This window comes from Methylobacterium sp. (assembly GCF_019745455.1).
In the GTDB taxonomy this organism is placed as follows: domain Bacteria; phylum Pseudomonadota; class Alphaproteobacteria; order Rhizobiales; family Beijerinckiaceae; genus Methylobacterium.
This window is the reverse complement of sequence record NZ_JAIETD010000013.1, coordinates 77417-104102: the sequence shown is the minus strand read 5'-3', so window position 1 is coordinate 104102 and position 26686 is coordinate 77417. Positions and strand designations below refer to the sequence as shown.

The window sequence follows — 26686 nt, the reverse complement described above, 5'->3', positions numbered from 1 at the left end:
GTCGCTGTCGCAGGTCCGCTACGGGGTTTCGGTCAATACGGGACCGCCAGACGCGGACCCGGAGCGGCTCGGGTCAAGCCGTACGAGACCGCGTCGCCGTGGTGGCGACCGGTTTCGAATCTCGTTTGGTCGCCAGCACCGTCACGCGCCGAGATCCCCACCCATCCCTGCATAGCGAATCGTCGGAGTCGCAGGGGATCGAAAATGGGACAGTCATACTGTCCTAACGACTGCACATTACAGATTTTAACGTCTCCAGCAAGTGGTGGAGGACGCATCGCTTCAGTTTTCGAAGCGCCTGTGCCTGCGGCGTGGTGGCAGGTCTTCACCCCAGGGATGAGGGCCTGCGAAACGATCCGACACCGAACGGCGCGATGCCGCCCGGATCACCTCGCAATCTCGCCCCAATCCCCCGCTTAACAAAGGCTTGCCAAGCACGAGGCGGATGCGGGGACAACCCCGGCCACGATCGGCGAGACCCGCGGCAAAAGCGGGCTTTCCAAATTACGACGGCCTCGTCCGCGCTCAGGTTCGGGCGGGGCCATCAATCTGAGTGACGAGGTCCCATGGTTTCGAGCCGCAAGGCGCCTGTGCGCTCCTTGAAAGCCCTCTGGTATGTCCTGATCGGTTCGGCGGCCCTCGCCGCGATCCCGGCCCAAGCGCAATACTTCGATCGATTCGACGATCTGCTGCCGCCGCGCGCCGTCGTGGCGCGCCTGAGCGACCGCGGGTTCACGCAGATCGACCGGCCTCGCTTCGACGGCCGTGCCTACGTGGTCGAAGCCACCAACCCTTACGGTGATCGCATCCGCCTCTTCATCGACGCCGAGGATGGCGCCGTGCTCGGCCGTCGGCGGCTTTCGGCCCCACCAATCAGGGTCAGCCGCCCGACCGCGCCAGGATTCGGATGGACCGAGGACGATGTCGCCCAGCGCCGGCCGATGTACGAAGCCGAAAGGATGGTCCCGCCGGCCAACATCCCCTCCGCGCCTCCTCTCGCCCGCCTCCAGCGCACCGAACCCCTGGATCGCAATCCGTCCGGCCTGAATCCCGATGCGGGCGCCGCGCGCCCCGAGACTCCCAAGAAGGTCGTCAGGCTGAACCCACCCGCAAAGCCGGCGGCTCCCCGCATCACGCCCGATGCACCCAAGGCCGCAACGCCTGCGCCTGCGAAGCCGGAAGCACCGACGGCCGCGATCGAGCCGCCCAAGGCCGCTCCGGCTGTGGCCCCGGCGGCTGCGCCTCAGCCCGCCGAGCCAAAGGCTGCCGAACCCAACCCGGTGGAGGCTCCCAAGGCGGACGGCATGGCCTCGAAGGCACCGCAGGCCCAGGCCTGGAAGGATCCTCCGGCCGATGCCAAGCGCCCGGTTCGCGTCATCGACGGCGCGACCGTCGTGCCGGGGACCGCTGAGAAGGGCGGCGCCGAGTAAGCCGCCTATCCGGCATCGCTCGCGCCGGCGCCGATCAGTTGCGGATCGCGCGTGGCGGCACGCACCGGGCCCTCTGCGGCCGGCGCCTCGAGGATCGCCCTGAGGGCTAGCGGATCGAGACCGCTCTCCTCCTTCGGACCGTAGGCACGCAAGGCGTGTCGCATCTTGGGTGTCCAGAACGCCACGATGTGCTTGTGGATGCCGGCGACGGCCTCGTCGTCCGGATAGGACCGGAAGAAGCCGGCGATTTGGTTCGCCATCCTGACGAGCTTCTGGTCGGTGGTGAGGGCGCTCATGACTCTGGCTCTGTGACGGTGGTGGCGTTGCCGCTCATGCTGACGGACTCGAGGATCAGGCGCTCGCGGCCGGTGAAGACCGTGAGCGTGTCGGACCGAGCGATGGCGCAGAGCGTCATGCCGTGAAGGCCGGCACGATCGATGGCGAGGGATGTGGGCGCCGAAATCGCCACCAGCACCGCTGCCCCGAACGAAGCGGTCTTCTCGACCATCTCGAACGAGCATCGACTCGTGATGACGACGAAGCCGTCTGCCGGGTCGGTGCCGCGGCGGATCAAGGCGCCGATCAGCTTGTCGAGGCCGTTGTGTCGGCCGACATCCTCGCGGACGGCGACGAGGTTCCCGGTGAGGTCGGCCCAGGCGGCGGCATGGACCGCGCGGGTCTCGCGGTTCAGCATCTGCGCGTCGCCCAACGCCGTGAGCGCCCGCTGGACGGCGTCGATCGAGACGTCCCGATCATTGCCCGTGCGGGGAGCGGCCTTCGGCAGGGCCGAGAGATCGTCGATCCCGCACACGCCGCACCCGGTACGGCCGCTGATGGCGCGCTTGCGGGCGAGATGCTCGCGTAGCCTGCCGGGCACGAGGTCGACGAGGAGGCGCATGCCGTCCTCGGCCTGCTCCACCGAGACGCCGCGGATTTCTTCGGCAGTCTCGATGATGCCTTCCGTGAGGCTGAACCCGTAGGCGAAATCCTCGAGATCGGCCGGCGTCGTCATCATGACGGCGTAGGGGACGCTCCCATAGACGAGGTTGACCGGCATCTCGACGGCGAGCGGCCGGTCGCCGGGCCGCGGAGCCGGATCGTCATAGGCGACGACGAGAGTGGGAACGCGGCGGACCGTGACGGCCGCCGCGCTCGCCTCGCCCGCGATCTCGCTACTCGGCCGCATTCAACTGCGTCGCGATACGGGTCAGCGAGAAATCCTCCTCGAAGAATCGCGCCTGCCAGTCCGACGGACGGTTGGTTCGACGCACCTGCACCGCCGTCACCTTGTATTCGGGGCAGTTCGTGGCCCAGTCCGAGTAGTCGGTGGTGATGACGTTGGCGCCGGTCTTGGCATGGTGGAAGGTCGTGTACACGACGCCAGGCTGCATCCGCTCGGAGACGATCGCCTTCAGGGCGATGTCGCCGGACCGGCTCTCCAGGGCGACGAGGTCGCCGTCGACGATGCCGCGGACCTCGGCGTCGAACGGGTGGATCTCCAGCACGTCCTCCTCATGCCAGCGCGAGTTCTCGGTACGCCGCGTCTGCGCGCCCACATTGTACTGAGAGAGGATGCGTCCCGTGGTGAGAATCAGCGGGAAGCGCGGACCGGTCCGCTCCTCGGTCGGCACGTACTCGGTGATCATGAACTTGCCGAGGCCGCGCACGAAGCGGTCGACATGCATCATCGGCGTGCCGCGCGGCGCATCGTCGTTGCACGGCCATTGGATCGAGCCGAGCTCGTCGAGCTTGGCGAAATTGACGCCCTTGAAGCTCGGCGTCAGCGCTGCGATCTCGTCCATGATCTCGCTCGGATGCGAGTAGTTCATCGGGTAGCCCAGCGCATTCGAGAGTAGCATCGTACCCTCCCAGTCGCCGATGCCGGCGAGCGGCGGCATGACCTTGCGGACGCGGGAGATGCGGCGCTCGGCATTGGTGAAGGTACCGTCCTTCTCGAGGAAAGAGGCGCCCGGTAGGAAGACATGGGCGTATTTCGCCGTCTCGTTCAGGAAGATGTCCTGGATGACGATGCATTCCATCGCCATCAGGCCGGCGGTGACGTGGTGCGTGTCGGGATCGGACTGGGCGATGTCCTCGCCCTGGATGTACATCCCCTTGAACGAGCCGTCGACGGCCTCGTCCAGCATGTTGGTGATGCGCAGGCCGGGGTCCTTGTCGAGCGACACGCCCCAGAGGGACTCGAAGGTCTCGCGGGTGGCGTCGTCGGAGACGTGGCGATAGCCTGGCAGCTCGTGCGGGAACGAGCCCATGTCGCAGGAGCCCTGGACGTTGTTCTGCCCGCGCAGCGGGTTCACGCCCGCACCCAGCATGCCGATATTGCCGGTGGCCATGGCGAGGTTCGCCATGCCCATCACCATGGTGGAGCCTTGGCTGTGCTCGGTGACGCCGAGGCCGTAATAGATGCCCGCCGCGCCACCCTTCGCGTAGAGTCGCGCCGCGCCGCGGAGCTCGTCCGGGTCGATCCCGGTGAATGGCTGCTGAGCCTCTGGCGAGTGACGCTCGTCGGCGACGAAGCGAGCCCAGGCCTCGAAGTCGTTTAGGTCGCAGCGGTCGCGGACATAGCCTTCATCGACGAGGCCTTCGGTGACGATGACATGCGCCATCGCGTTGATGAAGGCGACGTTGGAGCCGGGCTTCAGCGGCAGGTGGAAGTCGGCCTTGATATGCGGCGACTTCACGAGGTCGATCTTGCGCGGATCGGCGACGATGAGCCTGGCGCCCTCACGCAGGCGCTTCTTCATCCGCGAGGCGAAGACCGGGTGACCGTCGGTCGGGTTGGCACCGATCACGAGGATCACGTCGGAATGGGCCACGGAGGCGAAGTCCTGCGTGCCCGCCGAGGTGCCGAGCGTCGACATCAGGCCGTAGCCGGTCGGCGAGTGGCAGACGCGGGCGCAGGTGTCGACGTTGTTGTTGCCGAAGGCGGCGCGCACCAGCTTCTGGACGAGGTAGGCCTCCTCGTTGGTGCAGCGCGACGACGTGATGCCGCCTACCGAATCCTTGCCGTATTTGGCCTGGATGCGCTTGAACTCGGAGGCCGCACGGCCGATCGCCTCGTCCCAGGTCACCTCACGCCAAGGATCGGTGATCTTCTCGCGGATCATCGGCTTGGTGATGCGGTCCTTGTGGGTGGCGTAGCCGTAGGCGAAGCGGCCCTTGACGCAGGAATGGCCCTCATTCGCCTTGCCGCCCTTGTAGGGCACCATGCGGACGATGCGTGTGCCCTGCATCTCCGCCTTGAACGAGCAGCCGACCCCGCAATAGGCGCAGGTCGTCACCTCGGAATGGTCGGGCTGGCCGTGCTCGATGATCGACTTCTCCGTCAGAGTCGCGGTCGGGCAGGCCTGGACGCAGGCGCCGCAGGAGACGCATTCGGAGTTGAAGAAGTCGGTTGGGCCGGCGGCGACGCGGCTGTCGAAGCCGCGGCCGGAGATGGTCAACGCGAAGGTGCCCTGCACCTCCTCGCAGGCGCGGACGCAGCGATTGCAGACGATGCACTTCGACGGATCGTAGGCGAAGTACGGGTTAGACTCGTCCTTCGGCAGGTATTGGTCGGAGCTCGGCTTGACGTGGTTGGCCCCGTCATAGCCGTAGCGGACGTCGCGCAGGCCCACCGCGCCCGCCATGTCCTGCAATTCGCAATCGCCGTTGGCGGCGCAGGTCAGGCAGTCGAGCGGGTGGTCGGAGATGTAGAGCTCCATCACGCCCCTGCGGAGCTTGGCGAGCTTGTCGGTCTGCGTCGAGACAACCATGCCGTTCTCGGCCGGCGTCGTGCAGGAGGCGGGCGTTCCGCGCCGTCCTTCGATCTCGACGAGGCAGAGGCGGCACGAGCCGAAGGCTTCGAGCGAATCCGTCGCACAGAGCTTGGGGATCTGCGTGCCGACATGCATCGCGGCTGCCATCACCGAGGTTCCGGCCGGAACCGTGACGCTCATTCCGTCGATGGTGAGCGTGACGGTCTGCTCCGAGACGCGGATCGGCGTGCCGTAATCGATCTCTTTGATGAGGGCCATGGGTTAGAGCCTTCTCACTCGGCGGCAACGGACATCGGTCCGCGCTCACGGAAATCTTCCGGGAAATGGGTGATCGCGCTCATGACGGGCATCGGCGTGAGCCCGCCCATGGCGCAGAGCGAACCGTCGGTCATGACCTCGCAGAGGTCGGCCACGACGGCGAGGTTCTCGGCCGGCCGGATGCCGGCGATAACCTTGTCCATGGTCTCGACGCCGCGCGTCGCGCCGATCCGGCAGGGCGTGCACTTGCCGCAGGATTCCACCGCGCAGAACTCGAATGCGAAGCGTGCCTGCTTGGCCATGTCGACGGTGTCGTCGAACACCACGATGCCGCCGTGACCGACGAGGCCCTTCTTGGCTGCCATGGCTTCATAATCGAGGGGCGTATCGAGAAGCTCGTCTGGGAAATAGGCGCCGAGCGGACCGCCGACCTGTACAGCGCGCACCGGACGCCCGGAGGCCGTGCCGCCGCCGAAATCCTCGATGATCTCGCGGAGGGTGATGCCGAAAGCGTACTCGATGAGGCCGCCATGCTTGATGTTGCCGGCGAGCTGGATCGCGAGGGTTCCGAGCGAACGGCCCATGCCGTAATCGGCATAAGACTTGGCGCCGTGCTCCAGGATGTAAGGCACGGCCGTGAAGGTCATGACGTTGTTGACGAGCGTCGGCTGGCCGAGGAAGCCCTTGAGCGCCGGGATCGGGGGCTTGGCCCGGACGATGCCGCGGCGGCCCTCCAAGCTCTCAAGCAGCGACGTCTCCTCGCCGCAGATATAGGCGCCGGCCCCGAGCCGGACTTCGAGATGGAACGCCTTGCCGGACCCGAGGACGTTGTCGCCGAGGACACCGGCCTTCAGGCCGTTGGCGATGGCTTCCTTGAGGGTCGCGAAAGCCTGCGGGTACTCCGAGCGAAGGTAGATGTAGCCTCGCGTCGCGCCCGTCGCGATGCCGGCGATAGTCATGCCCTCGATGAGGTTGAAGGGGTCGCCCTCCATCATCATCCGGTCGGCGAAGGTGCCGGAATCGCCCTCGTCGGCGTTGCAGACCACGTATTTCTGCTCGGCCTTGGCGAGCATCACCGTGTTCCACTTGATGCCGGCCGGGAAGCCGGCGCCGCCGCGGCCGCGCAGACCTGAATCCCGCACCTGGGCGACGATACCCTCGGCGTCGAGCTTCAGGGCCGCCTCTAGGCCGCGATAGCCGCCATGCTCGCGGTAATCGAGCACCGAGACGGGATCGACCACACCGCAGCGCTGAAAGGTGAGCCGGTGCTGGCGCGCAAGATAGGGGATCTTCTCGGGCTTGCCGAGGCGCAGGGGGTGGGCGCCGCCCTCCGCCAGGCCGGCATCGAGCAAAGCCTCGACGTCGCCAGGCGTCACCGGACCGTAGGCAATGCGGCCCTCCGGGGTGGACACCTCGACCATCGGCTCAAGCCAGAGCATCCCGCGCGAGCCCGTGCGGATGATATCGACCTCAAGGCCGCGCCTTTTAGCGCCGGCTGCGATGGCTTTGGCAACACGGTTGGCGCCGAGCCCGATGGCGACGGCGTCGCGCGGGACGTAGATGGTGACGCTCACGAGACGGCCTCCGTCAGGGCTGATTCGAGGCCGTCGGTCGTGAGACGCGCCACCGGCATGTCGTCCACGAGCGCCCCTGGGCCGTTGGCGCAGAGGCCGAGGCAATAGACGGGCTCCACGGTGATGCGTCCGTCGGAGGTGGTGCCATGCCAATCGACGCCGAGACGCCCGAGGATCTCCGCATGAAGCGCGTCCGAGCCCATCGCCTGGCACGCCTCGGCGCGGCACAGCTTCACCTGATGGCGCCCGGCAGGCTCCCGGCGAAAGTCGTGGTAAAAGGTGATGCAGCCGTGGATTTCGGCGCGCGAAAGGTTCAGCGCATCGGCGATGAGCGGAACCGCGCCTTCATCGACGTAACCGAAGGCCTCCTGCAGGGCGTGCAGGATCGGCAAGGTGGCGCCTTCGAGATGGGAGTGTTCGGCGATGATCCCGGCGGCGCGCGTTGCGCTCCACGGCTCGTACGGCACCATTGTTCCAACTCATCGCAGTTTATTCCTGCTCTAAGTCGTCCATCGCCACCCCTGGATCAATCATGCGGTTCGGTGGAACGACAAGGAATTTTTGTCAAAATACATTGCTGCACTGCAAAAAATCAGAGCGACGCGATGGTGTCCGCGATGCTCGGCGCCGACGCCCTGGTTTCGATGAGCAGAGCCGCGCAGAGCGGAGTCATCGGTTCGCGTTCCGGTACGACAAGCCCCACCACGTGACTCACATCCGGCTCGACGATAGGAACGGCGCGCACCCTTTCTCCAAGCCTGAAGCTGTCGGCAAGGACCGCCGGCATCACGCTCGCCCATTTCGCGGTTCGAACGTGGCTGAGCAGTACGATCATCGAGTTCGATTCGAGGAGGGGCGATGTCGGCCGTCCGTCCGGGCTGAGCTGCGCGTCGATGATGCGGCGGTTCTGCATGTCCGGGGTCAGGAGGCAGAGCAGAAGGCGTCTGACATCCTCCCAACTCACAGCATCCCTGGCGCCGTATGCACCGTCGATCGCGGTGAGGAGCTTGTAGCGTTCCCGGTACAGCGGGACAGTCGTGACTCGTCCGAGCGGCTCGTTCTCCAGGTAGGTGACACCCGCATCGATCTCGCGGTCGGCGATCAAGCGCCCGATCTCGCTGGACGTCGTGGACTGGACGGAAAAGGAGACGTCAGGGTGCCGAGCACGAAACGGCGTCGTCAGCAGCGCGACTACGGGCGTCGCGGTGGGAATCGCCGCGAGACGCAGCATGCCGGTGAGACCGCGGCGCAGGCTTGCGACTTCCTGGCGCATGGCACGGGTATCGCCGACAATGCGCCGCGCCCATTCGAGGACACGCTCACCTTCCGGTGTGAACCCCTGGAAGCGTGACCCTCGTTCGACCAGCATGACGCCGAGCCGCTCCTCAAGCTGCTTGACTCCGGCCGAGAGGGTCTGCTGCGAGACGTTGCAGAACTGAGCGGCTCGGCCGAAATGGCGTTCGCGCGCCAAGGCCAGCATGAATTCCAATCTTTCGATCACGGTTTCATCCCGCTCGACGGCAAGGCCGCGCTAGGGACGCGCTCCTGTCCCGTCCTTCGTTTCGTATGCACGAAAACGATCGCTGCGCATGCATGAAGCGGCCTGGCGAGAAGTAAGGAGAGCGCCGTTTGCGAGACGGCAATCATGGCGCCAGTGCGACGCTGTTGCGGTTGCGTGTCCATGTTCGTTGTGGTCTGACACCTTTCACGAGACCAGGGCCGCAGCGAAGCGCGGTCCACACAGCATCCGCGAGGTTTGGATTGCGCAACGCGCGCCAAACGGTAAAGCGGGCGCGACCGAACATGATTTTCGAGCGGAGCCGCGAGAGGCAGATGCGCACGACGCAGACGCAGTACCTGTCACTGGGAATGTTGGCCGGCCTCGGCGCATTCTTGACCTCATCCGTTTCGGCGCTAGCCGCCGGCCTCGGCCAGCCCGAGCCGTGGCAGATGGACCGTCAGGTCCAGGTCACCGAGAACGGCAGGGATATTCACGCATTCGAACACGGACTGCATTGGCTGTCTTTCGGCATCTCGCTCTTCGTGCTCGGCCTGCTGATCTATTGCATCTATCGCTTCAACGAGAAGGCAAACCCGACGCCGTCGAAGACGACGCACAACACGATGATCGAGGTCGCGTGGACCATCGTCCCGGTGCTGATCCTGGTCGCGGTCGCGATTCCATCGTTCCGGCTCCTGCGTGCACAGCTCTCCGACCCGAAGCCCGACGTCGTGGTGAAGGTCACCGGGCACGCCTGGTACTGGTCCTATGAGTACCCCGCCGTCGAGAACGGCGGCGGGTTCACCTTCGATGCGAACCTCGACGAGGCGAAGGAGCCCAAGCTCCTCAACGTCGACAACGAGATGGTCGTGCCGGTGAACAAGGTGGTGAAGGTGCAAGTCACCGCTGCCGACGTGATGCATTCCTGGGCTATGCCTGCTTTCGGCTTCAAGATGGATGCCGTTCCCGGCCGCCTCAACCAGGCCTGGTTCAAGGCGGACCGTGAGGGCGTGTTTCACGGTCAGTGTTCGGAGCTCTGCGGCACACGTCACGCCTACATGCCGATCACGGTCCGCGTCGTGAGCGACCAGGCCTACGCGCAGTGGCTCGTCGAAGGAAAAACCAAGTTCGCGAGCATCGACGACGGCTCCAAGTTCGCCGACGCTCGGCGCTGAAACCGGGTCGCGCACCGACCTTCACGAGATCATCCGGCACCTGAATCAAGGTCTGCATCGCATGGCTACCGCCGCAGCACATACCGGGCACGACGACGCCCACGCCTCTCACACTCCGTCGTTCTTCTCGCTCTGGTTCCTCTCGACGAACCACAAGGACATCGGCACGCTCTACCTGCTCTTCGCGTTTTGCGCGGGCATGATCGGCGCATTCCTCTCTTTCGGTATCCGAATGGAGATGGAAGAGCCGGGCCTCCAGTATTTCGCGAATCCGCAGACCTACAACGTCTTCGTGACCGGCCACGGTCTCATCATGGTGTTCTTCATGGTGATGCCGGCCCTTATCGGCGGCTTCGGAAACTGGTTCGTGCCCCTCATGATCGGCGCGCCCGACATGGCGTTTCCGCGCATGAACAACATCTCGTTCTGGCTCACGGTGGCGGGCTTCCTCAGCCTCGTCTGCTCGCTGTTCGTCGAAGGCGCACCTGGCGCATCTGGCGCAGGTACGGGCTGGACCGTGTATCCGCCGCTCTCGACGTCGGGCCATCCCGGACCTTCCGTCGATTTCGCGATCTTCGCTCTCCACCTCTCGGGTGCCGGATCGATCCTCGGTGCGATCAACTTCATCACCACGATCCTGAACATGCGCGCCCCGGGCATGACGCTGCACAAGATGCCGCTCTTCGCCTGGTCGATGTTGGTGACCGCCTTCCTGCTGCTCCTGTCGCTTCCGGTCCTGGCCGGCGCGATCACCATGCTGCTCACCGACCGTAATTTCGGCACGACCTTCTTCGATCCGGCCGGCGGCGGTGACCCGATCCTGTACCAGCACCTGTTCTGGTTTTTCGGGCACCCCGAAGTCTACATCATGATCCTGCCGGCCTTCGGCATCGTCTCCCACATCATCTCGACCTTCTCGCGCAAGCCCGTGTTCGGCTATCTGGCTATGGCCTACGCGATGGTGGCGATCGGCGTCGTCGGTTTCGTGGTGTGGGCGCACCACATGTACACGGTCGGTCTGTCGCTCCAGACGCAGTCCTACTTCGTCTTCGCGACCATGGTCATCGCGGTGCCGACGGGTGTGAAGATCTTCTCTTGGATCGCGACCATGTGGGGCGGCTCGATCCGCTTCACCGCCGCGATGCATTGGGCAGTCGGCTTCATCTTCCTGTTCACGGTCGGCGGCGTGACCGGCGTGGTGCTGGCGAACGCGGCAGTCGATAAGTACCTCCACGACACCTACTACGTCGTCGCGCACTTCCACTACGTGCTCTCGCTCGGTGCCGTGTTCATCATCTTCGCCGGTGTCTACTACTGGTTCCCGAAGATGACCGGGCACATCATCCCGGAATGGGCTGGCAAGCTCCACTTCTGGTTGGCCTTCATCGGTGCGAACGTCCTGTTCTTTCCGATGCACTTTCTCGGCCTCGCCGGAATGCCGCGCCGCTACGCCGACTACCCCGATGCCTTCGCCGGTTGGCACAAGGTCTCGACCTATGGCGGGCACATTTTCGCCCTGGGCATGGTGGTGTTCGTGATCGGCGTGGTGCTGGCCTTCCGGTCGAGCAGGCGCGCAGCGGACAATCCCTGGGGTCCCGGTGCGACTACCTTGGAATGGACACTGTCCTCTCCGCCTCCCTTCCACCAGTTCGAGACGCTTCCGAAGATCGTCGAAGAGCCTGCCCACTAACGGGCAAGGCAACCGAGACAATCCTGACGATCGCGAGGACCGCCCAGGCGGTCCTCGCTCTTTAAGACGGATCGTACGGCCAAGCCCGCTGGTCCGTGAACGGATGTCGCGAGGTGGCGACTCCCGACACTTCCAAGATCGAACGTTGAGCCATGGTGCCCATGACGAGCCTGTCGAACAGCTTTTCCGCTGACGTCGAGCCTCAGACCTTCGCAGCATCTCCCGGACAAGGCGAGGTCTCGGATTTCTTCGCCCTGCTCAAGCCGCGCGTGATGGTGCTCGTCATCTTCACGGCGCTGGTCGGCATGGTGGTCTCCCATGTCCACGTCCAGCCAGTCGTGGCGACGATCTCTCTCCTGATGATCGCGGTCGGCGCCGGTGCGTCTGGCTGCCTCAACATGTGGTGGGATGCTGATATCGACGCGGTGATGACCCGCACTGCCAAGCGCCCGATTCCGGATGGCCGCATCCAGCCCGGCGAAGCGCTCGCCTTCGGCCTCGTCCTGTCGGCGGGGTCAGTGATGATCCTGGGGCTCGCAGCCAACTGGCTCGCGGCTGGGCTCCTCGCCTTCACCATCGTATTCTACGCGGTGATCTATTCGATGTGGCTGAAGCGGGCGACGCCGCAGAACATCGTCATCGGAGGCGCTGCCGGCGCCCTCCCCCCGATCATCGGACAGGCCGCGGTGAGCGGTACCGTCGGCATCGAATCGATCGTCCTGTTCCTGATCATCTTCATCTGGACACCGCCGCATTTCTGGGCGCTGGCCCTTATCAAGGCGGGCGAATACGCGAAGGCCGGCATACCGATGATGCCGAACGTGGCCGGCCCGGTTTCGACACGCCGTCAGATCCTCGGCTACTCGCTGCTGCTGTTTCCCATCGGACTCGCACCGGTGGCGCTCGGCTTCGGAGGCCTACTCTATGGCATCACCGGTCTCCTCGGCGGACTCGGCATGATCGCCTTCAGCGTGCATGTGATGCGCAACCGCGAGGGCGAGGCGGAGAAGCGGGCGGCGTTGGGGATGTTCGGTTTCTCGATCCTCTATCTGTTCCTGCTGTTCTCAGCGCTCCTCGCCGAGCACGGCCTCGGCCTTTTCCGCGGGGTCTTGGCATGAGCCGCGGACCCAAGGGAAACGAGGTCGCGCCGAAGTCGTTGGACGCGGTTCAGGCTGAGCGAAGGCGCAAGCGCTCGCTCGCCATCGCCGTCGTGCTCGGTACCCTGGTGCTTATCTTCTACGTCCTGACGATCGCCAAGTTGGGGCCGCAAGTCCTCAACCGTCCGCTCTGAGGAAAATAGGATGTCGGAGAGCTCGAGGTCCGGATCGGCTGGAAATACCCCGGCGGCACGCACGGCTTTCGCCTGCGTCGCCCTCGTCTTGACGATGGGCGGCTTGGCGTTCGCTTCGTCGCCACTCTATGACCTGTTCTGCAAGGCCACCGGTTTCGATGGCACACCCCGCCGCGCGGATGCTTCAAGCGCGGTTGCAAGCGACGACAGCATGGTCGTCCGCTTCGATACGAACGTCGCTCCGTCGCTCCCTTGGCGTTTCCAATCCGAGGTACGCGAGGTCACCGCGAAGCTGGGTGAGACCAAGACCGTATTCTTCCGGGTCAAGAACGTCGGGACGACACCCACCACCGGCATCGCAACGTTCAACGTCCAGCCGGCCCTGATGGGCGGATATTTCTTCAAGATTCAATGCTTCTGCTTTAACGAGCAGACCCTGCAGCCTGGCGAGACCATGGAATTTCCGGTGGTGTTTTACATCGACCCGGATGTCCGCAAAGACTCGAATACGGCGCAGTGGAGCGAGATGACCTTGTCCTACACATACTTCGCGTCGAAGAACGGCCAGCCCACGGCCGCGCTTGCGACACCAAGCGGCACGGGGACGAAGTCGAATTTCTGATGCCGTCGGCGTGACAAGGTCACGCTCGTCGCATTATGGGTTCGGGGAGAGGGATCGGGCATCGCGCGATCCTCTGGATGGATGAAAGGCCCGTTGCCGCAAGCGGCTCAAGGGCAGGGGCGAGGAGAGCAGTTTCGATGGCCGAGGCGCACGCCAAGAATCACGACTACCACATCCTGAACCCGAGCCCTTGGCCGCTCATCGGCGCCTTTTCCGGCTTCCTGATGGCGTTCGGTGCCGTTTTCTGGATGAAGAGCCTTACCATCGGCAATCTGGCGATCGGTCCCTACGTGTTCGGCGCCGGCACCCTCGGGGTGCTCTACACCATGCTGGCATGGTGGAAGGACGTCGTCCACGAGGCCAATAGCGGCGACCATACCCGCGTCGTCCAGCTCCATCACCGCTATGGCATGATCATGTTCATCGCCTCCGAGGTGATGTTCTTCGCCGCGTGGTTCTGGGCCTATTTCGAGGCCGCGCTCTACACGGCCGACCCGATCCAGGCCTCCCGTCTCGCCTTCACCGGCGGCACATGGCCACCAAAGGGTATCGAGGCCTTCGATCCCTGGCATCTGCCGCTCCTCAACACCCTGATCCTGCTCACCTCCGGCACCACCATCACCTGGGCGCACCATGCACTTCTGCATGGCGACCGGAAGGGCCTGAAATACGGCCTGTGGCTGACGATCATCCTCGGCGTGCTGTTCACCGCCTGCCAGGCTTACGAGTACAGCCACGCCCATTTCGGCTTCTCGGGCAGCATCTACTCGTCGACCTTCTTCATGGCGACGGGCTTTCATGGCGCGCACGTCATCATCGGGACCATCTTCCTGGCCGTTTGCCTCTATCGGATCTACCTCGGCCAGATGACCACCCAGCAGCATCTCGGCTTCGAGTTCGCTGCCTGGTATTGGCACTTCGTCGACGTGGTCTGGCTGTTCCTGTTCGCCTCGATCTACGTCTGGGGCGCCGGGCCCTCGGCTCACTGAGCGGTCTCGCGACGCGCGAGGTCATCGTCGGAATTTCAGGAAAAGGGCGGCGTGAGCCGCCCTTTTCGCGTGGTGGCGTCGTTGACGTCCCATATCCAACGACATGGCCCGGACTCTGCGCGTGCAGCCGGGCCGAGGAGCATGACGCCTTGAACGAAAGCCAGACCCCCTCCCCGGTTTCAGCCGGCCTGCGCGGAAGCTGCCCACGCTGCGGCCGCGGACACATGTTCGATGGATTCCTGACCTTCCGCCCCTCGTGCGAGGCCTGCGGCCTGGACTATTCCGGCTTCAACTCGGGAGATGGGCCGGCCTTCTTCGTCATGTCGATCGTGGGCGTGGTGGTGGTAGGCATCGCGCTCTGGCTGGAGATCACCTACGAGCCGCCGATGTGGGTCCATGCGCTCGTCGGCGGTGGACTATCGGTCGGCCTTAGCCTGCTGCTGGTCCGCCCGCTCAAGGGTGTGCTGGCAGCGTTGCAGTTCGCCAACAAGGCCGAGCAGGGACGCTTCCGGTGAACGAGGCGACCGGGCGGCAGAACCCCCTGGCCAGCCTTACGATCCCAGCGCTCGCGGCCGGCATCGTGCTGGCGATCCTGCTCGGTCTCGGGACTTGGCAGCTTCAGCGCAAGGCGGAGAAAGAGGCGCTGATCGCCCAGATCATCGCGCGGTCCCGCGTCGAGCCGCCGGCAAGCCTCCCCGCGCCGCGGGATTGGAACCCCGCTTCCGATGAGTTCCGGCGTGTCCGCGTCACCGGAAGCTTCTTCCATGACAAGGAGACCCTCGTCCACGGCCTCGCTGCAGGTTCGACGCCCGGACGCGCGCAGCAGGGTTTCTACGTCGTGACGCCCCTCGTTCGCGACGACGGCGGCACGGTACTGGTCAACCGTGGATTCATCCGGACTGAGTTGAAGGATCCGGCCCGGCGCTCGGCCGGCCAGGTCTCAGGCGAAGTCACGGTCACCGGCATCCTGCGTGGTTCCGAGCCGCGGACGATGTTCGTCCCAGCTCCGGACCCGGCTCGCGGCGAATGGTACAACCGCGATATCGCCGGCATCGCCGCCGCGAAGGGGATCGCCGATGTTCCGCCCTTCCTCATCGAAGCGGATGCGACCTCCAATCCCGGCGGCTGGCCGAAGGGCGGCCAATTGCGGGTCGACCTGCCCAACAATCACCTGCAATACGCCTTCACCTGGTTTGGTATCGCCGGCTGCCTTATCGGCGTCTTCGGCGTCTTTGCCTGGCTTCGGTTGAAGGAGGCGGCCCCGGCGTGACATAACGCCTGTATTGGCAAGCCTCTTGCTGGCCAGTTCTTCGTTGCCAAGGCGGCCTGCCGCTCTACTCTCGTCATCGGTTGCCGACTTTCACGCGGAGGGTGTCATGCGCGCCGTTCTCGCTTTATTCGTGCTCGCCTTCCTGAGCGGGCCGACATTCGCCGCCGACGAAGCTGCCCAGTCCCAGGCTCGGGCTACCGTGGAACGCCAAATCGAGGCATTCCGCAAGGACGATGCGGCCACCGCTTACGCTCAGGCCGCTCCCGCGATTCAAAGCATGTTTCCCTCGCCCGACAGCTTCATCGCCATGGTGCGGAGCGGCTATAAGCCAGTCTATCGGGCGCGCCGCTTCAGCGTCGATCGTATCGAGCCTGCAGGCGAAGACGGCATGGCACTCGGCGTGTCCCTTCAGGACGAGGAGGGCGTCGATTGGATGGCGCTCTACAGCCTGGAGAAGCAGTCAGACGGAGCGTGGCGGATCAACGGCTGCAAGCTGGTGAAGGCGCCTGGCAGCGCGGCGTGACTGGCGATAGGGCGATGTACCTTTCTGGCGTTCAAGCCATTCAGCTTTTCGACACGCCCGCTGACATCGTGTAGACGGAGCCCCTTCCCGGAGGCCCCTTTGCTACACGTCTCGACCCGCGGCGCTGCGGCGCCACTCAACTTTTCCGATGCTTTGCTCGCGGGCCTTGCCCGCGACGGCGGCCTCTACGTGCCGGAATCCTGGCCGCAGATCTCGCTCGAGGCCATCGCCGGATTGGCGGGCGTCCGCTACGCCGACGCCGCAAAACTCGTTCTGCGCCCCCTGATCGACGGCGAGATCGCGGAGGTGGCGCTCGACGGGATGATCGAGGAATCCTACGCCACCTTCCGCCACCCGGCGGTCTGCCCCCTGGTGCAGCTCGACGACAACCTCTTCCTGCTCGAACTCTTCCATGGCCCGACGCTCGCGTTCAAGGACGTGGCGATGCAGCTTCTCGGGCGGCTGATGGACCATGTCCTGCGCACTCGTGGCTCCCGCGCGACCATCGTCGGCGCGACCTCGGGCGATACCGGCAGCGCTGCCGTTGAGGCTTTCCGCGGGCTCGACCAGGTCGACATCTTCATCCTCTACCCGCAAGGCCGCGTGTCCGACGTGCAGCGCAGGCAGATGACGACTGTGGGTGCCGCGAACGTCCATGCCATCGCCATCGACGGCAATTTCGACGATTGCCAGAACATCGTCAAAGCCCTGTTCCAGCACGGCGATTTTGCCGACGAGGTCCGCCTGTCGGGCGTGAATTCCATCAACTGGGCGCGCGTGGCCGCGCAGTCGGTCTATTACTTCACCAGCGCGGTGGCACTCGGCAGTCCCCATCGCCCAGTCTCCTTCGCGGTTCCCACCGGCAATTTCGGCGACATTCTCGCTGGCTGGGTCGCCAAGCGCATGGGCCTGCCGATCGATCGGCTGATGATCGGCACCAATGCCAACGACATCCTTGCCCGCACCCTCGAACACGGTGCCTACGAGGTCCGCGGCGTCCAGCCGACGACGTCGCCGTCGATGGACATCCAGATCTCGTCGAACTTCGAGCGGCTGCTGTTCGAGGCCCTGGGCCGGGATTCATCGAGCCTCGGTCGCCTCATGGCCGGCCTCAAGCAATCGGGCGGCTTCAGCCTCGATCCCTCGGTCCTTGCTAGCGTTCGCGATGAGTTCGACGCCACGGCCGTTCCCGAAGAAGCCGTGATGGCCGAGATCGCCCAGACCCATGCTCAGACGGGACATGTCCTCGATCCTCACACCGCGATCGGCGTCAATGCCGCCCGGCGTCTGCTGGAGCGTGATCCGCATACGCCTGTGGTCGCCCTCGCCACTGCTCACCCGGCGAAGTTCCCGGATGCGGTCTCGCAAGCGATTAAGGGCCCGCGCCCGTCCCTTCCGCCCCACCTCGCCGACCTGATGGACCGCAAGGAACTGTTTTCGCGCTTGCCAAATGATCAGGCGGCGGTGGAGCGGTTCATCCGTGAGCGCGCTCGGATCACCAACTGACCTTCCCCGCTCCGAGCCGACGCACCGCCAGTGTGTCCGCAGCCTGTGACCACCTCTTCGATGAGGAATGTTCAACCGTATGAACCAGCATTTCGCCACGCACGGTGCCTCACCCGATCTCAAGGTGACACGGCTCGACAACGGCCTGACGGTAGTCACCGAGGCGATGCCGGGGGTTGCGACGGCGACGCTCGGCGTCTGGGTCGGAGCCGGCTCTCGCCATGAACGCTCGGACGAGCACGGCCTTAGCCACCTCATCGAGCACATGGCGTTCAAAGGCACCGCGACCCGTTCGGCCCGCCGCATCGCCGAGGAGATCGAGGATGTCGGTGGCGACATCAACGCGGCCACGAGCGCGGAAGGCACCAGCTACAGTGCCCGCGTCCTCGGCGAGGATGTCGGCGTCGCCTTCGACGTCCTCGGCGACATCCTGACGAACTCGCTGTTCGATCCGGGCGAGCTCGCCCGCGAGAAGGGCGTCATTCTGCAGGAATACGCAGCAATCGAGGATACGCCCGACGACGTCGTCTACGAAGCCTTCACCGAGGCCGCCTTCCCGGAGCAGCCGATCGGCCGTCCGATCATCGGCACCCCAGCCACCATCAAGAGCTTCGACCGGAACGCCATCTCGGCCTATCTCGAGCGCGAATACACGCCTGAACGGATCGTCGTCGCGGCGGCGGGCGCCGTTGCCCACGACGCGATCGTCGAGGCGGCCGAGCGCCACTTCGGGAGCATGAAGGCAGCCAAGGCACCGGAGGCCGTGCCGGGAATCTATCGCGGCGGCGAGCGACGCCTCTCGAAGAAGCTCGAACAGGCCAACGTCGTCATCGGCCTGCCCGGTCTGTCATTCCGCGACGACGGCTACTACGCCCTCCACATGTTCGCGCAAATCCTCGGAGGGGGATTGACTTCACGGCTCTGGCACGAGGTCCGCGAGACCCGTGGGCTGGCCTACGAGATCCAGTCCTTCCACTGGCCGTTCTCGGATTGCGGCCTGTTCGGAATCGGGGCGGGCACATCCGGCGCCGACCTCGCGCAACTCGTCGATGTCACCCTGTCGGAGACAGTGAAGGCCGTATCCGATATCGACACGGTCGAGATCGTCCGCGCAAAGGCACAGCTCAAGGTCTCGCTCCTCTCAGCGTTGGAGACGCCGGGCGGCCGCATCGAACGCAATGCCCGTCAGCTTCTGGCCTGGGGTAAGGTTATTCCGGCAGCGGATGTCATCGCCAAGGTCGACGCGATCACCGTCGAGGATGTGCGCGCGGCCGGGCGGCGGCTCCTTCAGGGCGCACCGACGCTTTCGGCGATCGGACCCATCAAGAAACTCCCCACGTTGGAGCATGTGAGGCAGGCCCTTCAGGCCGCTTGAGCGATCCAACGGCATCGTCAACGATGACCGAGTCAGGCGAGGCCGACGCGGCTTGTTTTAGCCGCAAAGGAGCGCGATCGAACCGTGTCGGGCGCTCACGAAACGGTGGGTGGTCGGACTGGACGCTGCACTGCGCCTTGCTCGCCCAACGCCCCATCGATACGACTCGGGGCAACCTAAGCCGTAGATGCCGGGACACCCACTCCGGCCGGAAAACCCGCCCGTTGCGTAAAGCCTTCCTCGCCCTGGCCGTGCTCGTAACGGCCATCCTCTCTGTCCTGGCGACGAGCCGGGATACCTGGGCCGTGGAAGCCGTGCGTCTTACCCTCGATGCGCCGGCCATCGACCTGACGTCGATGATCGAGCGTTACCGCTCGGACGGCGACCTCATCCAGATCTCGACCGCTCCGGGCAAGGACGGCATCGTCCGCCGCATCGTGGTGAAGGCGCGCGACACCGGCGCCCGCCCCGACTGGATGGTGTTCGCTCTCACAAACGATACCGACGAACAGATCGACCGGCTCCTGGTCGCGCCGCATTTCCGGCTCGTCGGCTCCGGGGTGGTCTGGCCGGATCTCGGTGGATCTCGCATCGCCGCTATCACGGCGAGCCAGGGCATCCGCCCTGAGCGCGAGGACAATCCCGAAGCCGATCAGTTCATGATCACCGTCGACCCCGGCGCGACCGTAACCTTCGTGGCTGAGTTGCGTGGCCCCAACATTCCCCAGGTCTACCTCTGGGACCAGGAGGCCTATCGCAAGAAGTCCACCGGCCTGACGCTCTACAAGGGCATCATTATCGGAATCGCCGGGCTCCTGGCCCTGTTCCTCACCATCATCTTCGTGGTGAAGGGAGCAATCATCTTCCCCGCCTCTGCGGCGCTCGCCTGGTCGGTGCTCGCCTATGCCTGCATCGATTTCGGCTTCCTGCAGCGGATCTTCCCGCTCACCGAGGTAGCCGAAAGGGTCTATCGCGCCTCTGCCGAAGCGATCCTGGGGGCGACGCTCCTCGTCTTCCTGTTCGCCTATCTCAACCTCAGCCGGTGGCACGTTCGCTACAGCCACGTCGCGTTCTTCTGGCTCGCCTTTCTGGCCGGCCTCGTCGGACTTGCCGTGTTCGACCCGCCGGTGGCTGCGGGAGTCGCGCGGATCTCGATCGCCGCGGTCGCCGCCGTCGGGCTCCTGCTGATCGTCTATCTGGCGGCACATAACGGCTACGACCGGGCCATCCTGCTGGTGCCGACCTGGGCCCTCCTGATGGTGTGGGTGGTGGCTGCGGGCTTCGCCATCACCGGTCAGATCGGAAGCGATCTGGTCCAGCCCGCCCTGATCGGCGGCCTCGTCCTCATCGTCATGCTGATCGGCTTCACGGTGATGCAGCACGCCTTCGCGGGCGGCGGCCTCACCCATGCCCTCGTCTCCGATACCGAGCGCCGGGCGCTGGCGCTGACCGGGTCGGGCGACGTCGTCTTCGATTGGGATGTGCCGGGAGACCGTGTCTTTGCCGGACAGGAGATCGAAGGCCAACTCGGTCTCAAGCGCGGCGCTCTCGAAGGACCGGCCGCGAACTGGCTCGCCCTCCTCCACCCGTTCGACGTGGAGCGGTATTCCGCCGCCCTGGACACCGTGATCGAGGAACGGCGCGGCCGCATCCTCCACGATTTCCGCCTCCGCTCGCAGGTCGGCGCCTATCACTGGTATCGCCTCAAGGCCCGGCCGGTCATCGGCATCGATGGCGAGGTGGCCAGGATCGTCGGCACGATCGCCGACGTCACCGAGGTCAAATCCGCCGAGGAGCGTCTGCTCCACGATGCGGTCCACGACAGCCTGACCGGCTTGCCGAACCGCGAGCTCTTCTACGATCGTCTCGATGCGGCCCTCGCCTTCGCCAGCCAGGACCCGCGCCTCAAGCCGACGACGATCGTCCTCGACCTCGATCGGTTCAAGACCGTCAACGATGCCATCGGCCTGTCGGCCGGCGACTCGATTCTCCTGACCCTGTCGCGCCGCCTCGGCCGTCTTCTGCGACCGCAGGACACCCTCGCCCGCATCGCCGGAGACGAGTTCGGCCTGATCCTGCTCTCCGAACGTGAGCCCGACAGGATCATCGCCTTCGCCGAGATGATCCGGAAAGCGATTGCAACGCCGATCACCTATGCCGAGCGCGAACTGTTCCTGACGGTCTCCGTCGGCATCGCGCTGCACGAATCCGGCGCGAACCTTAAGCGCGAGGAGGTCTTCAAGAACGCCGAGATCGCGATGATCCAGGCCAAGCGCCAGGGCGGTGACCGCTCGGAGGTGTTCCGTGCCAACATGCGCAACGAGCGCAGCGACCGCCTGATGCTGGAAAGCGACCTGCGCCGTTCCCTCGAACGCAACGAGATGAAGGTGCTGTTCCAGCCGATCGTACGGCTGGAGGACCGGACTGTGGCCGGTTTCGAGGCCCTGCTGCGGTGGGACCACCCGAAGCTCGGGCGCATCCCCCCGGTCAAGTTCATTCCCATTGCCGAGGAGACCGGGTTCATCGTCAATCTCGGCATCTTCGTGCTGGAGCGAACCGCGATCGAGCTCGCCGCCTGGCAGCGATCCCTCGATGTCGAGCCGCCGATCTTCGCCTCCGTCAACGTGTCCTCACGTCAGCTCCTGCGCCACGATCTGCTGCATGACGTGAAGACGGTTCTGGCGCGCTCCGGCGTCCTGCCGGGCTCGCTCAAGCTTGAACTCACCGAGAGCCTGGTGATGGAGAACCCCGAATATGCCGCGCAGATGCTGACGCGGATCCACGATCTCGGCGCCGGCCTGTCCCTCGACGATTTCGGGACCGGTTACTCGGCACTCTCCTACCTCCAGCGCTTCCCCTTCGACACGATCAAGATCGATCAGTCCTTCGTCCGCCAGATCGCCACGGGTCAGACCGTCATCCTGCGGTCGATCGTGAAGATGGCCCAGGAACTCGGACTCGCCATTGTGGCGGAAGGCGCGGAATCCGAGGCCGATGCCCAGGCTCTGGCCGATCTGGGCTGCGAGTACGCGCAGGGCTTCGCATTCGGCGAGCCGATGTCGATGCTTCAGGCGCGCCAACTCGTCGGAGCAGCGCCGGAGGCGGCGTAAGACATCCGCAAACCGTTGGATGTATTTAAACTTCCCTTAACCATGATCTTGCATCGTAGCCCCGTGATCCGAGCGGCGGCGTGATGCCGAGGGATGTTGGACAAGGGACGAAGGCGATGGCGCAGGTGGCGTGGCAGAAGCAGGCGGACACCGAATCCGACATCGTTCGGCGGCTGGTGGCGAGCCCGCTGCGCAGGGCCCACGACCAGCCGCCAGCCGCCAGGCTCACCCTCGTTCCGCCCTCCCCTTCGGAGCTGGACCCGATCGACGCTGACGAGGAGCCTTCGCCGGACCTTCTGCGCCTCAAGACCGAGATGACGTTGATGAAGGCCGTGCTGAAGGCCCAGCGCAGCGAGAATGCCGAGCTTCGCTCACAGCTCGGTCAGGCCGGGCACGGCACCGTCGAAGACGTCAGGCAGGTGCGCGACCGTTGGGCGATCCTCGTCGATCAACTGCTTCGTCAGCCGCGTTGAGCCCGTCCGCGCCTGACCGGCCGGATCTCTCCTCCATCCACTTGCCTGGGAGCAGACCATGAGCGCCCGCTGTTCGCTCGTCGTCAACGGCAAGGCCGTCCGTATCTCGACCGGCGATACGCCGGTCGAGGCAGCGATGGCCGAAGGCATGATCGGCTCCGGGAATGGGCTTCAAGGCGTCGCATCGTTCGGGCAGGCCCTCGCCCCGCTCTCGCGCCGTCCGCAGGCACGGAGGTTCAGGTCCGAGGCACTGGCGCCGCTCCTGCCGCAGCCTCTCGCTCTCGTTCCCTCAGAAGCGGCCAAAGCGTCTCTGCCCACGCGCCGAACCGGCACGATCACCGACATTCGAGCCCTCGGCCCTCACGTCATCGAGATGGTGGTGACCGTCTCGCGGCGACTCGCGTTCGAGCCGGGCCATCAGGTCGTGGTGACGGTCGACGGCTACGAGCCGCTGACGCTGAGCCCGACCCTCCGGATCGACGGCGCCGCGGAACTGAACGAGCTCGTGTTTCATCTGCCTTTGAAGAACGACCGGACCGTTCTTGCCGGCGCCTTGGGTGAGACCGTCGCGCTCGGGACGGAAGTCAAGGTCAAGGGACCGATCGGACGCGGCTTCTATCGCCCCGGCGGCGGCCGCCTTGTCCTCGTCGCGGCCGAGACCGGCTTCGCACCGATCTGGGCGATCGCACGGGCCGCTCGTTACATCGAGCCGGCCCGTGAGGTGGTCCTGATCGCGGGGGCACGCGATCCCCTCGATCTCTACATGCGCCCGTCCCTCGATTGGCTGCGCGCGACAGGCATCAATCGGATCGTCCTCGTGGCGGATCGCTCGCGACAGAGGCCGCCTGATGTGAGGCCCGGACCGCTGACGGCCCACCTTCCCTCTCTCCGGACCACCGACGTGGTCCATGTCGTCGGCGATGCGTCCACAGTGGGCGCCGTGGAGGTCCTCGCCGCCTCGGCCGGCGCCCGCTGTTATCCCGCCCTTCTCGATCCGGCCGGCTGATCGGCGACCCAGAACAGAAGAATCCCCGGCGCATCGCTGCGCCGGGGATTTTTTCTCGTACCGGTCTCTTCGGCTTCAGGCCACCTTCACCCGCCAGATCTCCTCGGCATATTCGCGCATCGAGCGGTCCGACGAGAACCATGCCATGCGGGCCGTGTTGAGGATCGCCGATCTCCACCATGCCTTCGGGTTGCCCCAGGCAGCGTCGATCTCGCGCTGTGCGCGCCAGTAATCGTCGAAGTCCACGGTGAGCAGGTAGCGGTCGTGGTGGCGCAGGTCGTCGACGAGCGGCCGGAAGCGGCTGCGGTCGTCTGGCGAGAACCCGCCTGATCCGATGAGGTCGAGCGCCGCGGCGAGACGCGGCGATGCGGCGATTGCCTTCGACGGATACCCGACCTCCGTCATCCGTTCTGCGACTCCGGCAGCGTCCAGGCCGAAGATGAAGATGTTCTCCGGTCCGACATGGTCGCGGATCTCGATGTTGGCGCCGTCGAGGGTGCCTATCGTGAGAGCGCCGTTGAGGGCGAGCTTCATGTTGCCGGTTCCGGAAGCCTCCATCCCCGCCGTCGAGATCTGCTCGGACAGATCGGAGGCCGGGATGATCGCCTCGGCGAGGCTCACCGAGTAGTTCGGCAGAAACGCGACCTTGAGCCGTCCGGCCACGTCGGGATCGTCGTTGACGACCTTGGCGACGTCGCAGGCGAGCTTGATGATGAGCTTGGCCTGGACATAGCTCGGAGCCGCCTTGCCGCCGAACATCTTGACCCTTGGGGTCCATTCCTTGTTCGGGTCGGCCTTGATCGCCTGGTAGAGCGCAACCGTCTCGATCACGTTCAGGAGCTGGCGCTTGTACTCGTGGATGCGCTTGATCTGCACGTCGAACAAGGCGGTCGGATCGACGATGATCCCGGTCCGGTTCGCGACGACCTTGGCCAGGGCCTCCTTGCGGGCGAGTCGCATGGCGGCGTATCGAGCCTGGAAGGTCTTGTCCTCAGCGTGGCCGGCGAGATCGAGAAGGGCGCTCGGATCATCGAGAACCCGCTCCCCGGCAACTTCGACCGCGAGTTTGGTGAGTTCCGGGTTGGCGTTGTGCAGCCAACGCCGGAATGTGATGCCGTTGGTCTTGTTGACGATCTTATCGGTGTCGAGCGCGTGCAGGTCCTTGAACACCGTCGAGCGCATCAGGTCGGTGTGGAGCGCCGACACGCCGTTGACGCGGCGAGCGCCGAGGAAGGCGAGATGGCCCATCCGAACGCGCTTGCCGTGCGACTCCTCGATCAGGGAGACCGACGCGAGGTGAGCCGCATCCGAATGGCCGTGGCGCCCCTGCTCCTCCAGATGCATCCAGTTGATCAGGTAGATGATCTGCATGTGGCGCGGCAGCAGCCGCTCCATCAGGCCCACGGGCCAGGTCTCCAGGGCTTCCGGCAGCAGGGTATGGTTGGTGTAGCCGAGCGTGTTGGTCGTGATATGCCAGGCATCCTCCCAGTTGAAGCCGTGATCCTCCAGGAGGAGCCGCATCAGCTCGGGAACAGCTATGGCCGGGTGGGTGTCGTTGAGCTGGATGGCCGCGTGATCCGGCAGCGACCGCAGGTCTCCGCGCTCGGCGACGTGGCGCCGCACGAGATCCTGGAGCGAGGCCGAGGTGAAGAAATACTCCTGGCGCAGGCGCAGTTCCTGGCCGGCATCGGAGGAGTCGCTCGGATAGAGCACACGCGAGATCGCCTCCACCCGAGAGCGGTCCGAGACCGCGCCGACATGATCGCCGCCGTTGAAGCGCGCCAGTTCGATCGGCGATTCGGCTTCCGCCTTCCAAAGGCGCAGGGTGTTCACGTGGCGACCGCGCCACCCGACCACCGGAACATCGTGAGCGACGGCTAGCACCGTCTCGGTCGGCTGCCAGTGGCGCCGGATGATCCCTTCCGTCACCGACGACATGGTGACATGGCCGCCAAAACCGATCCGATAGGTGGCGTCCGGCCGCGCGAACTCCCAGGGATTACCCTCGGCGAGCCAGGTCTCCGGTGCCTCCTTCTGCCAGCCATCCTCCAGGGATTGCCGGAATAGTCCATGATCGTAGCGGATGCCGTAGCCGATCGCCGGGATCGACAGGCTCGCCATGCTTTCCATGAAACAGGCTGCGAGGCGTCCGAGGCCTCCATTTCCGAGCGCAGCGTCAGGCTCCGCGCCCTCTACGGTGTCGAGGGAGATGCCGAGGTCGGCGAGCGCCGCTCGAGTCGTCTCGACCAGGCCGAGATTGTTCATGGCATCGGACATCAGGCGTCCGATGAGGAATTCGAGGGAGAGATAATAGACCCGCTTGTTCGGAACGTTCTCGCTCTCGGACGTCATGCAGGCATCGACGATCCGGTCGCGAAGAACCAGAGCCGTTGCGGCGAACCAGTCGCGCTCGCGGGCGATCTGCGGGGTCTTGCCGATCGCATAAGCGAGCTTGGCGACGATGGCTTCGCGCATATCGATAACCGGATCGCCGGACACGCTTCTGGCCGGTTGTGCCCAGGCTGGCGCCGCAGGCATGCCATGGATCGGTTCTGCGCTCGTTTCAGACGCACCCCGCTCGCGCTTCGGTATGGTCAGGACATCGTTCAGCACGTCTAGTTTCCCCCTCGTCGCCGCCGGAATGCGCTCGGCGATCCGCGGCAGGACCGCCTCTTTTGGCGATCTTATGCCCTTGGACGCTTGCGCCGGCATGGTGGGTCCGGGTGATCGCCGTGTCGGGATGACGGCGGCCTCGGTTCCCTCGCTGCAAACACCATGCCTTCCATGGACAACGTCCCGACAACACAGGTTATTGGCGAGGACGCTGACCGAACTATGACCATGCCCGCCTCAGTTGCCGGAGGCGGCGGGAAAGACTCTACGGTCCGGATCAGTCCGTACCGGCATCGCAGCGCAGCAAATTAACTGGCCATTTACCAGGGTCATGGCTTGGATTGTGCATTGCAGCGGGCCGGGCGAACCCCCGGTTCGGCCCCGATGATGGAAGTGGTGTCAGCCGGCACCGACGAGCCTCATCTGGACGATGGAAGCGGGACACCGTCGATGGATCGCGCCGAGCCGTCTCAGTCCGTGGCCAGCCGCAGTCATGCTTCGGCG

At 65.2% G+C, this 26686-nt stretch carries 22 protein-coding genes; 15 read left to right on the top strand and 7 right to left on the bottom strand.

Features of this window, described 5'->3' with window-relative positions:
- Nucleotides 1–566 precede the first annotated feature (566 nt).
- On the top strand, nucleotides 567–1430 hold the full coding sequence (locus K2Y56_RS01925; RefSeq protein WP_292504335.1) for a PepSY domain-containing protein: 864 nt from the start codon (nucleotides 567–569) through the stop codon (nucleotides 1428–1430).
- A 5-nt stretch (nucleotides 1431–1435) separates the two neighbouring features.
- On the opposite strand, the gene K2Y56_RS01920 is transcribed toward K2Y56_RS01925, so the two are convergent.
- The 6 genes from K2Y56_RS01920 to K2Y56_RS01895 form a co-directional block, all read right to left on the bottom strand.
- Complete coding sequence (locus K2Y56_RS01920; protein WP_292504334.1) at nucleotides 1436–1726, bottom strand: formate dehydrogenase subunit delta; 291 nt, start codon at nucleotides 1724–1726, stop codon at nucleotides 1436–1438.
- Entirely contained in the window at nucleotides 1723–2616 is an 894-nt protein-coding gene (gene fdhD / locus K2Y56_RS01915; RefSeq protein WP_292504333.1) for a formate dehydrogenase accessory sulfurtransferase FdhD, read from the bottom strand. The genes K2Y56_RS01920 and fdhD overlap by 4 nt, the downstream gene beginning before the upstream one ends.
- Nucleotides 2603–5464 (bottom strand): formate dehydrogenase subunit alpha, encoded by a 2862-nt coding sequence (gene fdhF / locus K2Y56_RS01910; protein ID WP_292504332.1) that lies wholly within the window; start codon nucleotides 5462–5464, stop codon nucleotides 2603–2605. The genes fdhD and fdhF overlap by 14 nt, the downstream gene beginning before the upstream one ends.
- A 14-nt stretch (nucleotides 5465–5478) precedes the next feature.
- A complete protein-coding gene (locus K2Y56_RS01905) occupies nucleotides 5479–7038 on the bottom strand; it encodes a formate dehydrogenase beta subunit (protein ID WP_292504329.1) in 1560 nt (519 codons plus the stop codon).
- The gene (locus tag K2Y56_RS01900) at nucleotides 7035–7508 is read right to left on the bottom strand and encodes a formate dehydrogenase subunit gamma (RefSeq protein WP_292504326.1); all 474 of its coding nucleotides are present in this window, start codon (nucleotides 7506–7508) and stop codon (nucleotides 7035–7037) included. Before K2Y56_RS01900 ends, K2Y56_RS01905 begins: the two co-directional genes overlap by 4 nt.
- A gap of 122 nt (nucleotides 7509–7630) precedes the next feature.
- A complete protein-coding gene (locus tag K2Y56_RS01895) occupies nucleotides 7631–8539 on the bottom strand; it encodes a LysR family transcriptional regulator (RefSeq protein ID WP_292504324.1) in 909 nt (302 codons plus the stop codon).
- Nucleotides 8540–8871: 332 nt separating this feature from the next.
- Between K2Y56_RS01895 and coxB the strand changes: the two genes are divergently transcribed.
- The 14 genes from coxB (at nucleotide 8872) to K2Y56_RS01825 (ending at nucleotide 23569) form a co-directional block, all read left to right on the top strand.
- The gene (gene coxB / locus K2Y56_RS01890; RefSeq protein ID WP_292504321.1) at nucleotides 8872–9714 is read left to right on the top strand and encodes a cytochrome c oxidase subunit II; all 843 of its coding nucleotides are present in this window, start codon (nucleotides 8872–8874) and stop codon (nucleotides 9712–9714) included.
- A 61-nt stretch (nucleotides 9715–9775) separates the two neighbouring features.
- The gene (gene ctaD / locus K2Y56_RS01885) at nucleotides 9776–11404 is read left to right on the top strand and encodes a cytochrome c oxidase subunit I (protein WP_292504318.1); all 1629 of its coding nucleotides are present in this window, start codon (nucleotides 9776–9778) and stop codon (nucleotides 11402–11404) included.
- Between the two features lie 161 nt (nucleotides 11405–11565).
- Nucleotides 11566–12522, top strand: coding sequence for a heme o synthase (locus K2Y56_RS01880; RefSeq protein ID WP_292504316.1), 957 nt, complete (start codon nucleotides 11566–11568; stop codon nucleotides 12520–12522).
- Nucleotides 12519–12695, top strand: coding sequence for a hypothetical protein (locus tag K2Y56_RS01875; protein WP_292504313.1), 177 nt, complete (start codon nucleotides 12519–12521; stop codon nucleotides 12693–12695). The genes K2Y56_RS01880 and K2Y56_RS01875 overlap by 4 nt, the downstream gene beginning before the upstream one ends.
- A gap of 10 nt (nucleotides 12696–12705) precedes the next feature.
- Nucleotides 12706–13317 carry a cytochrome c oxidase assembly protein gene (locus tag K2Y56_RS01870; RefSeq protein WP_292504310.1) on the top strand — a complete coding sequence of 204 codons (612 nt, stop codon included), beginning with the start codon at nucleotides 12706–12708 and terminating at the stop codon, nucleotides 13315–13317.
- 137 nt (nucleotides 13318–13454) lie between these two features.
- On the top strand, nucleotides 13455–14306 hold the full coding sequence (locus K2Y56_RS01865) for a cytochrome c oxidase subunit 3 (RefSeq protein ID WP_292504307.1): 852 nt from the start codon (nucleotides 13455–13457) through the stop codon (nucleotides 14304–14306).
- A gap of 149 nt (nucleotides 14307–14455) precedes the next feature.
- Nucleotides 14456–14821 (top strand): DUF983 domain-containing protein, encoded by a 366-nt coding sequence (locus K2Y56_RS01860; protein WP_292504304.1) that lies wholly within the window; start codon nucleotides 14456–14458, stop codon nucleotides 14819–14821.
- Nucleotides 14818–15576, top strand: coding sequence for an SURF1 family protein (locus K2Y56_RS01855; RefSeq protein ID WP_292504301.1), 759 nt, complete (start codon nucleotides 14818–14820; stop codon nucleotides 15574–15576). The genes K2Y56_RS01860 and K2Y56_RS01855 overlap by 4 nt, the downstream gene beginning before the upstream one ends.
- 106 nt (nucleotides 15577–15682) lie before the next feature.
- Nucleotides 15683–16099 (top strand): DUF4864 domain-containing protein, encoded by a 417-nt coding sequence (locus K2Y56_RS01850; protein WP_292504299.1) that lies wholly within the window; start codon nucleotides 15683–15685, stop codon nucleotides 16097–16099.
- Nucleotides 16100–16198: 99 nt separating this feature from the next.
- Complete coding sequence (thrC, locus tag K2Y56_RS01845; RefSeq protein ID WP_292504297.1) at nucleotides 16199–17605, top strand: threonine synthase; 1407 nt, start codon at nucleotides 16199–16201, stop codon at nucleotides 17603–17605.
- 79 nt (nucleotides 17606–17684) lie between these two features.
- On the top strand, nucleotides 17685–18980 hold the full coding sequence (locus tag K2Y56_RS01840; protein ID WP_292504399.1) for a pitrilysin family protein: 1296 nt from the start codon (nucleotides 17685–17687) through the stop codon (nucleotides 18978–18980).
- Nucleotides 18981–19204: 224 nt separating this feature from the next.
- Nucleotides 19205–22090 (top strand): sensor domain-containing phosphodiesterase, encoded by a 2886-nt coding sequence (locus K2Y56_RS01835; RefSeq protein ID WP_292504295.1) that lies wholly within the window; start codon nucleotides 19205–19207, stop codon nucleotides 22088–22090.
- An 83-nt stretch (nucleotides 22091–22173) separates the two neighbouring features.
- The gene (locus K2Y56_RS01830; protein ID WP_292504293.1) at nucleotides 22174–22563 is read left to right on the top strand and encodes a hypothetical protein; all 390 of its coding nucleotides are present in this window, start codon (nucleotides 22174–22176) and stop codon (nucleotides 22561–22563) included.
- Nucleotides 22564–22621: 58 nt separating this feature from the next.
- Nucleotides 22622–23569 carry a ferredoxin--NAD(+) reductase gene (locus tag K2Y56_RS01825; RefSeq protein ID WP_292504290.1) on the top strand — a complete coding sequence of 316 codons (948 nt, stop codon included), beginning with the start codon at nucleotides 22622–22624 and terminating at the stop codon, nucleotides 23567–23569.
- Nucleotides 23570–23644: 75 nt separating this feature from the next.
- On the opposite strand, the gene K2Y56_RS01820 is transcribed toward K2Y56_RS01825, so the two are convergent.
- Nucleotides 23645–26182, bottom strand: coding sequence for a glycogen/starch/alpha-glucan phosphorylase (locus K2Y56_RS01820; protein WP_292504287.1), 2538 nt, complete (start codon nucleotides 26180–26182; stop codon nucleotides 23645–23647).
- Between the last annotated feature and the right edge of the window lie 504 nt (nucleotides 26183–26686).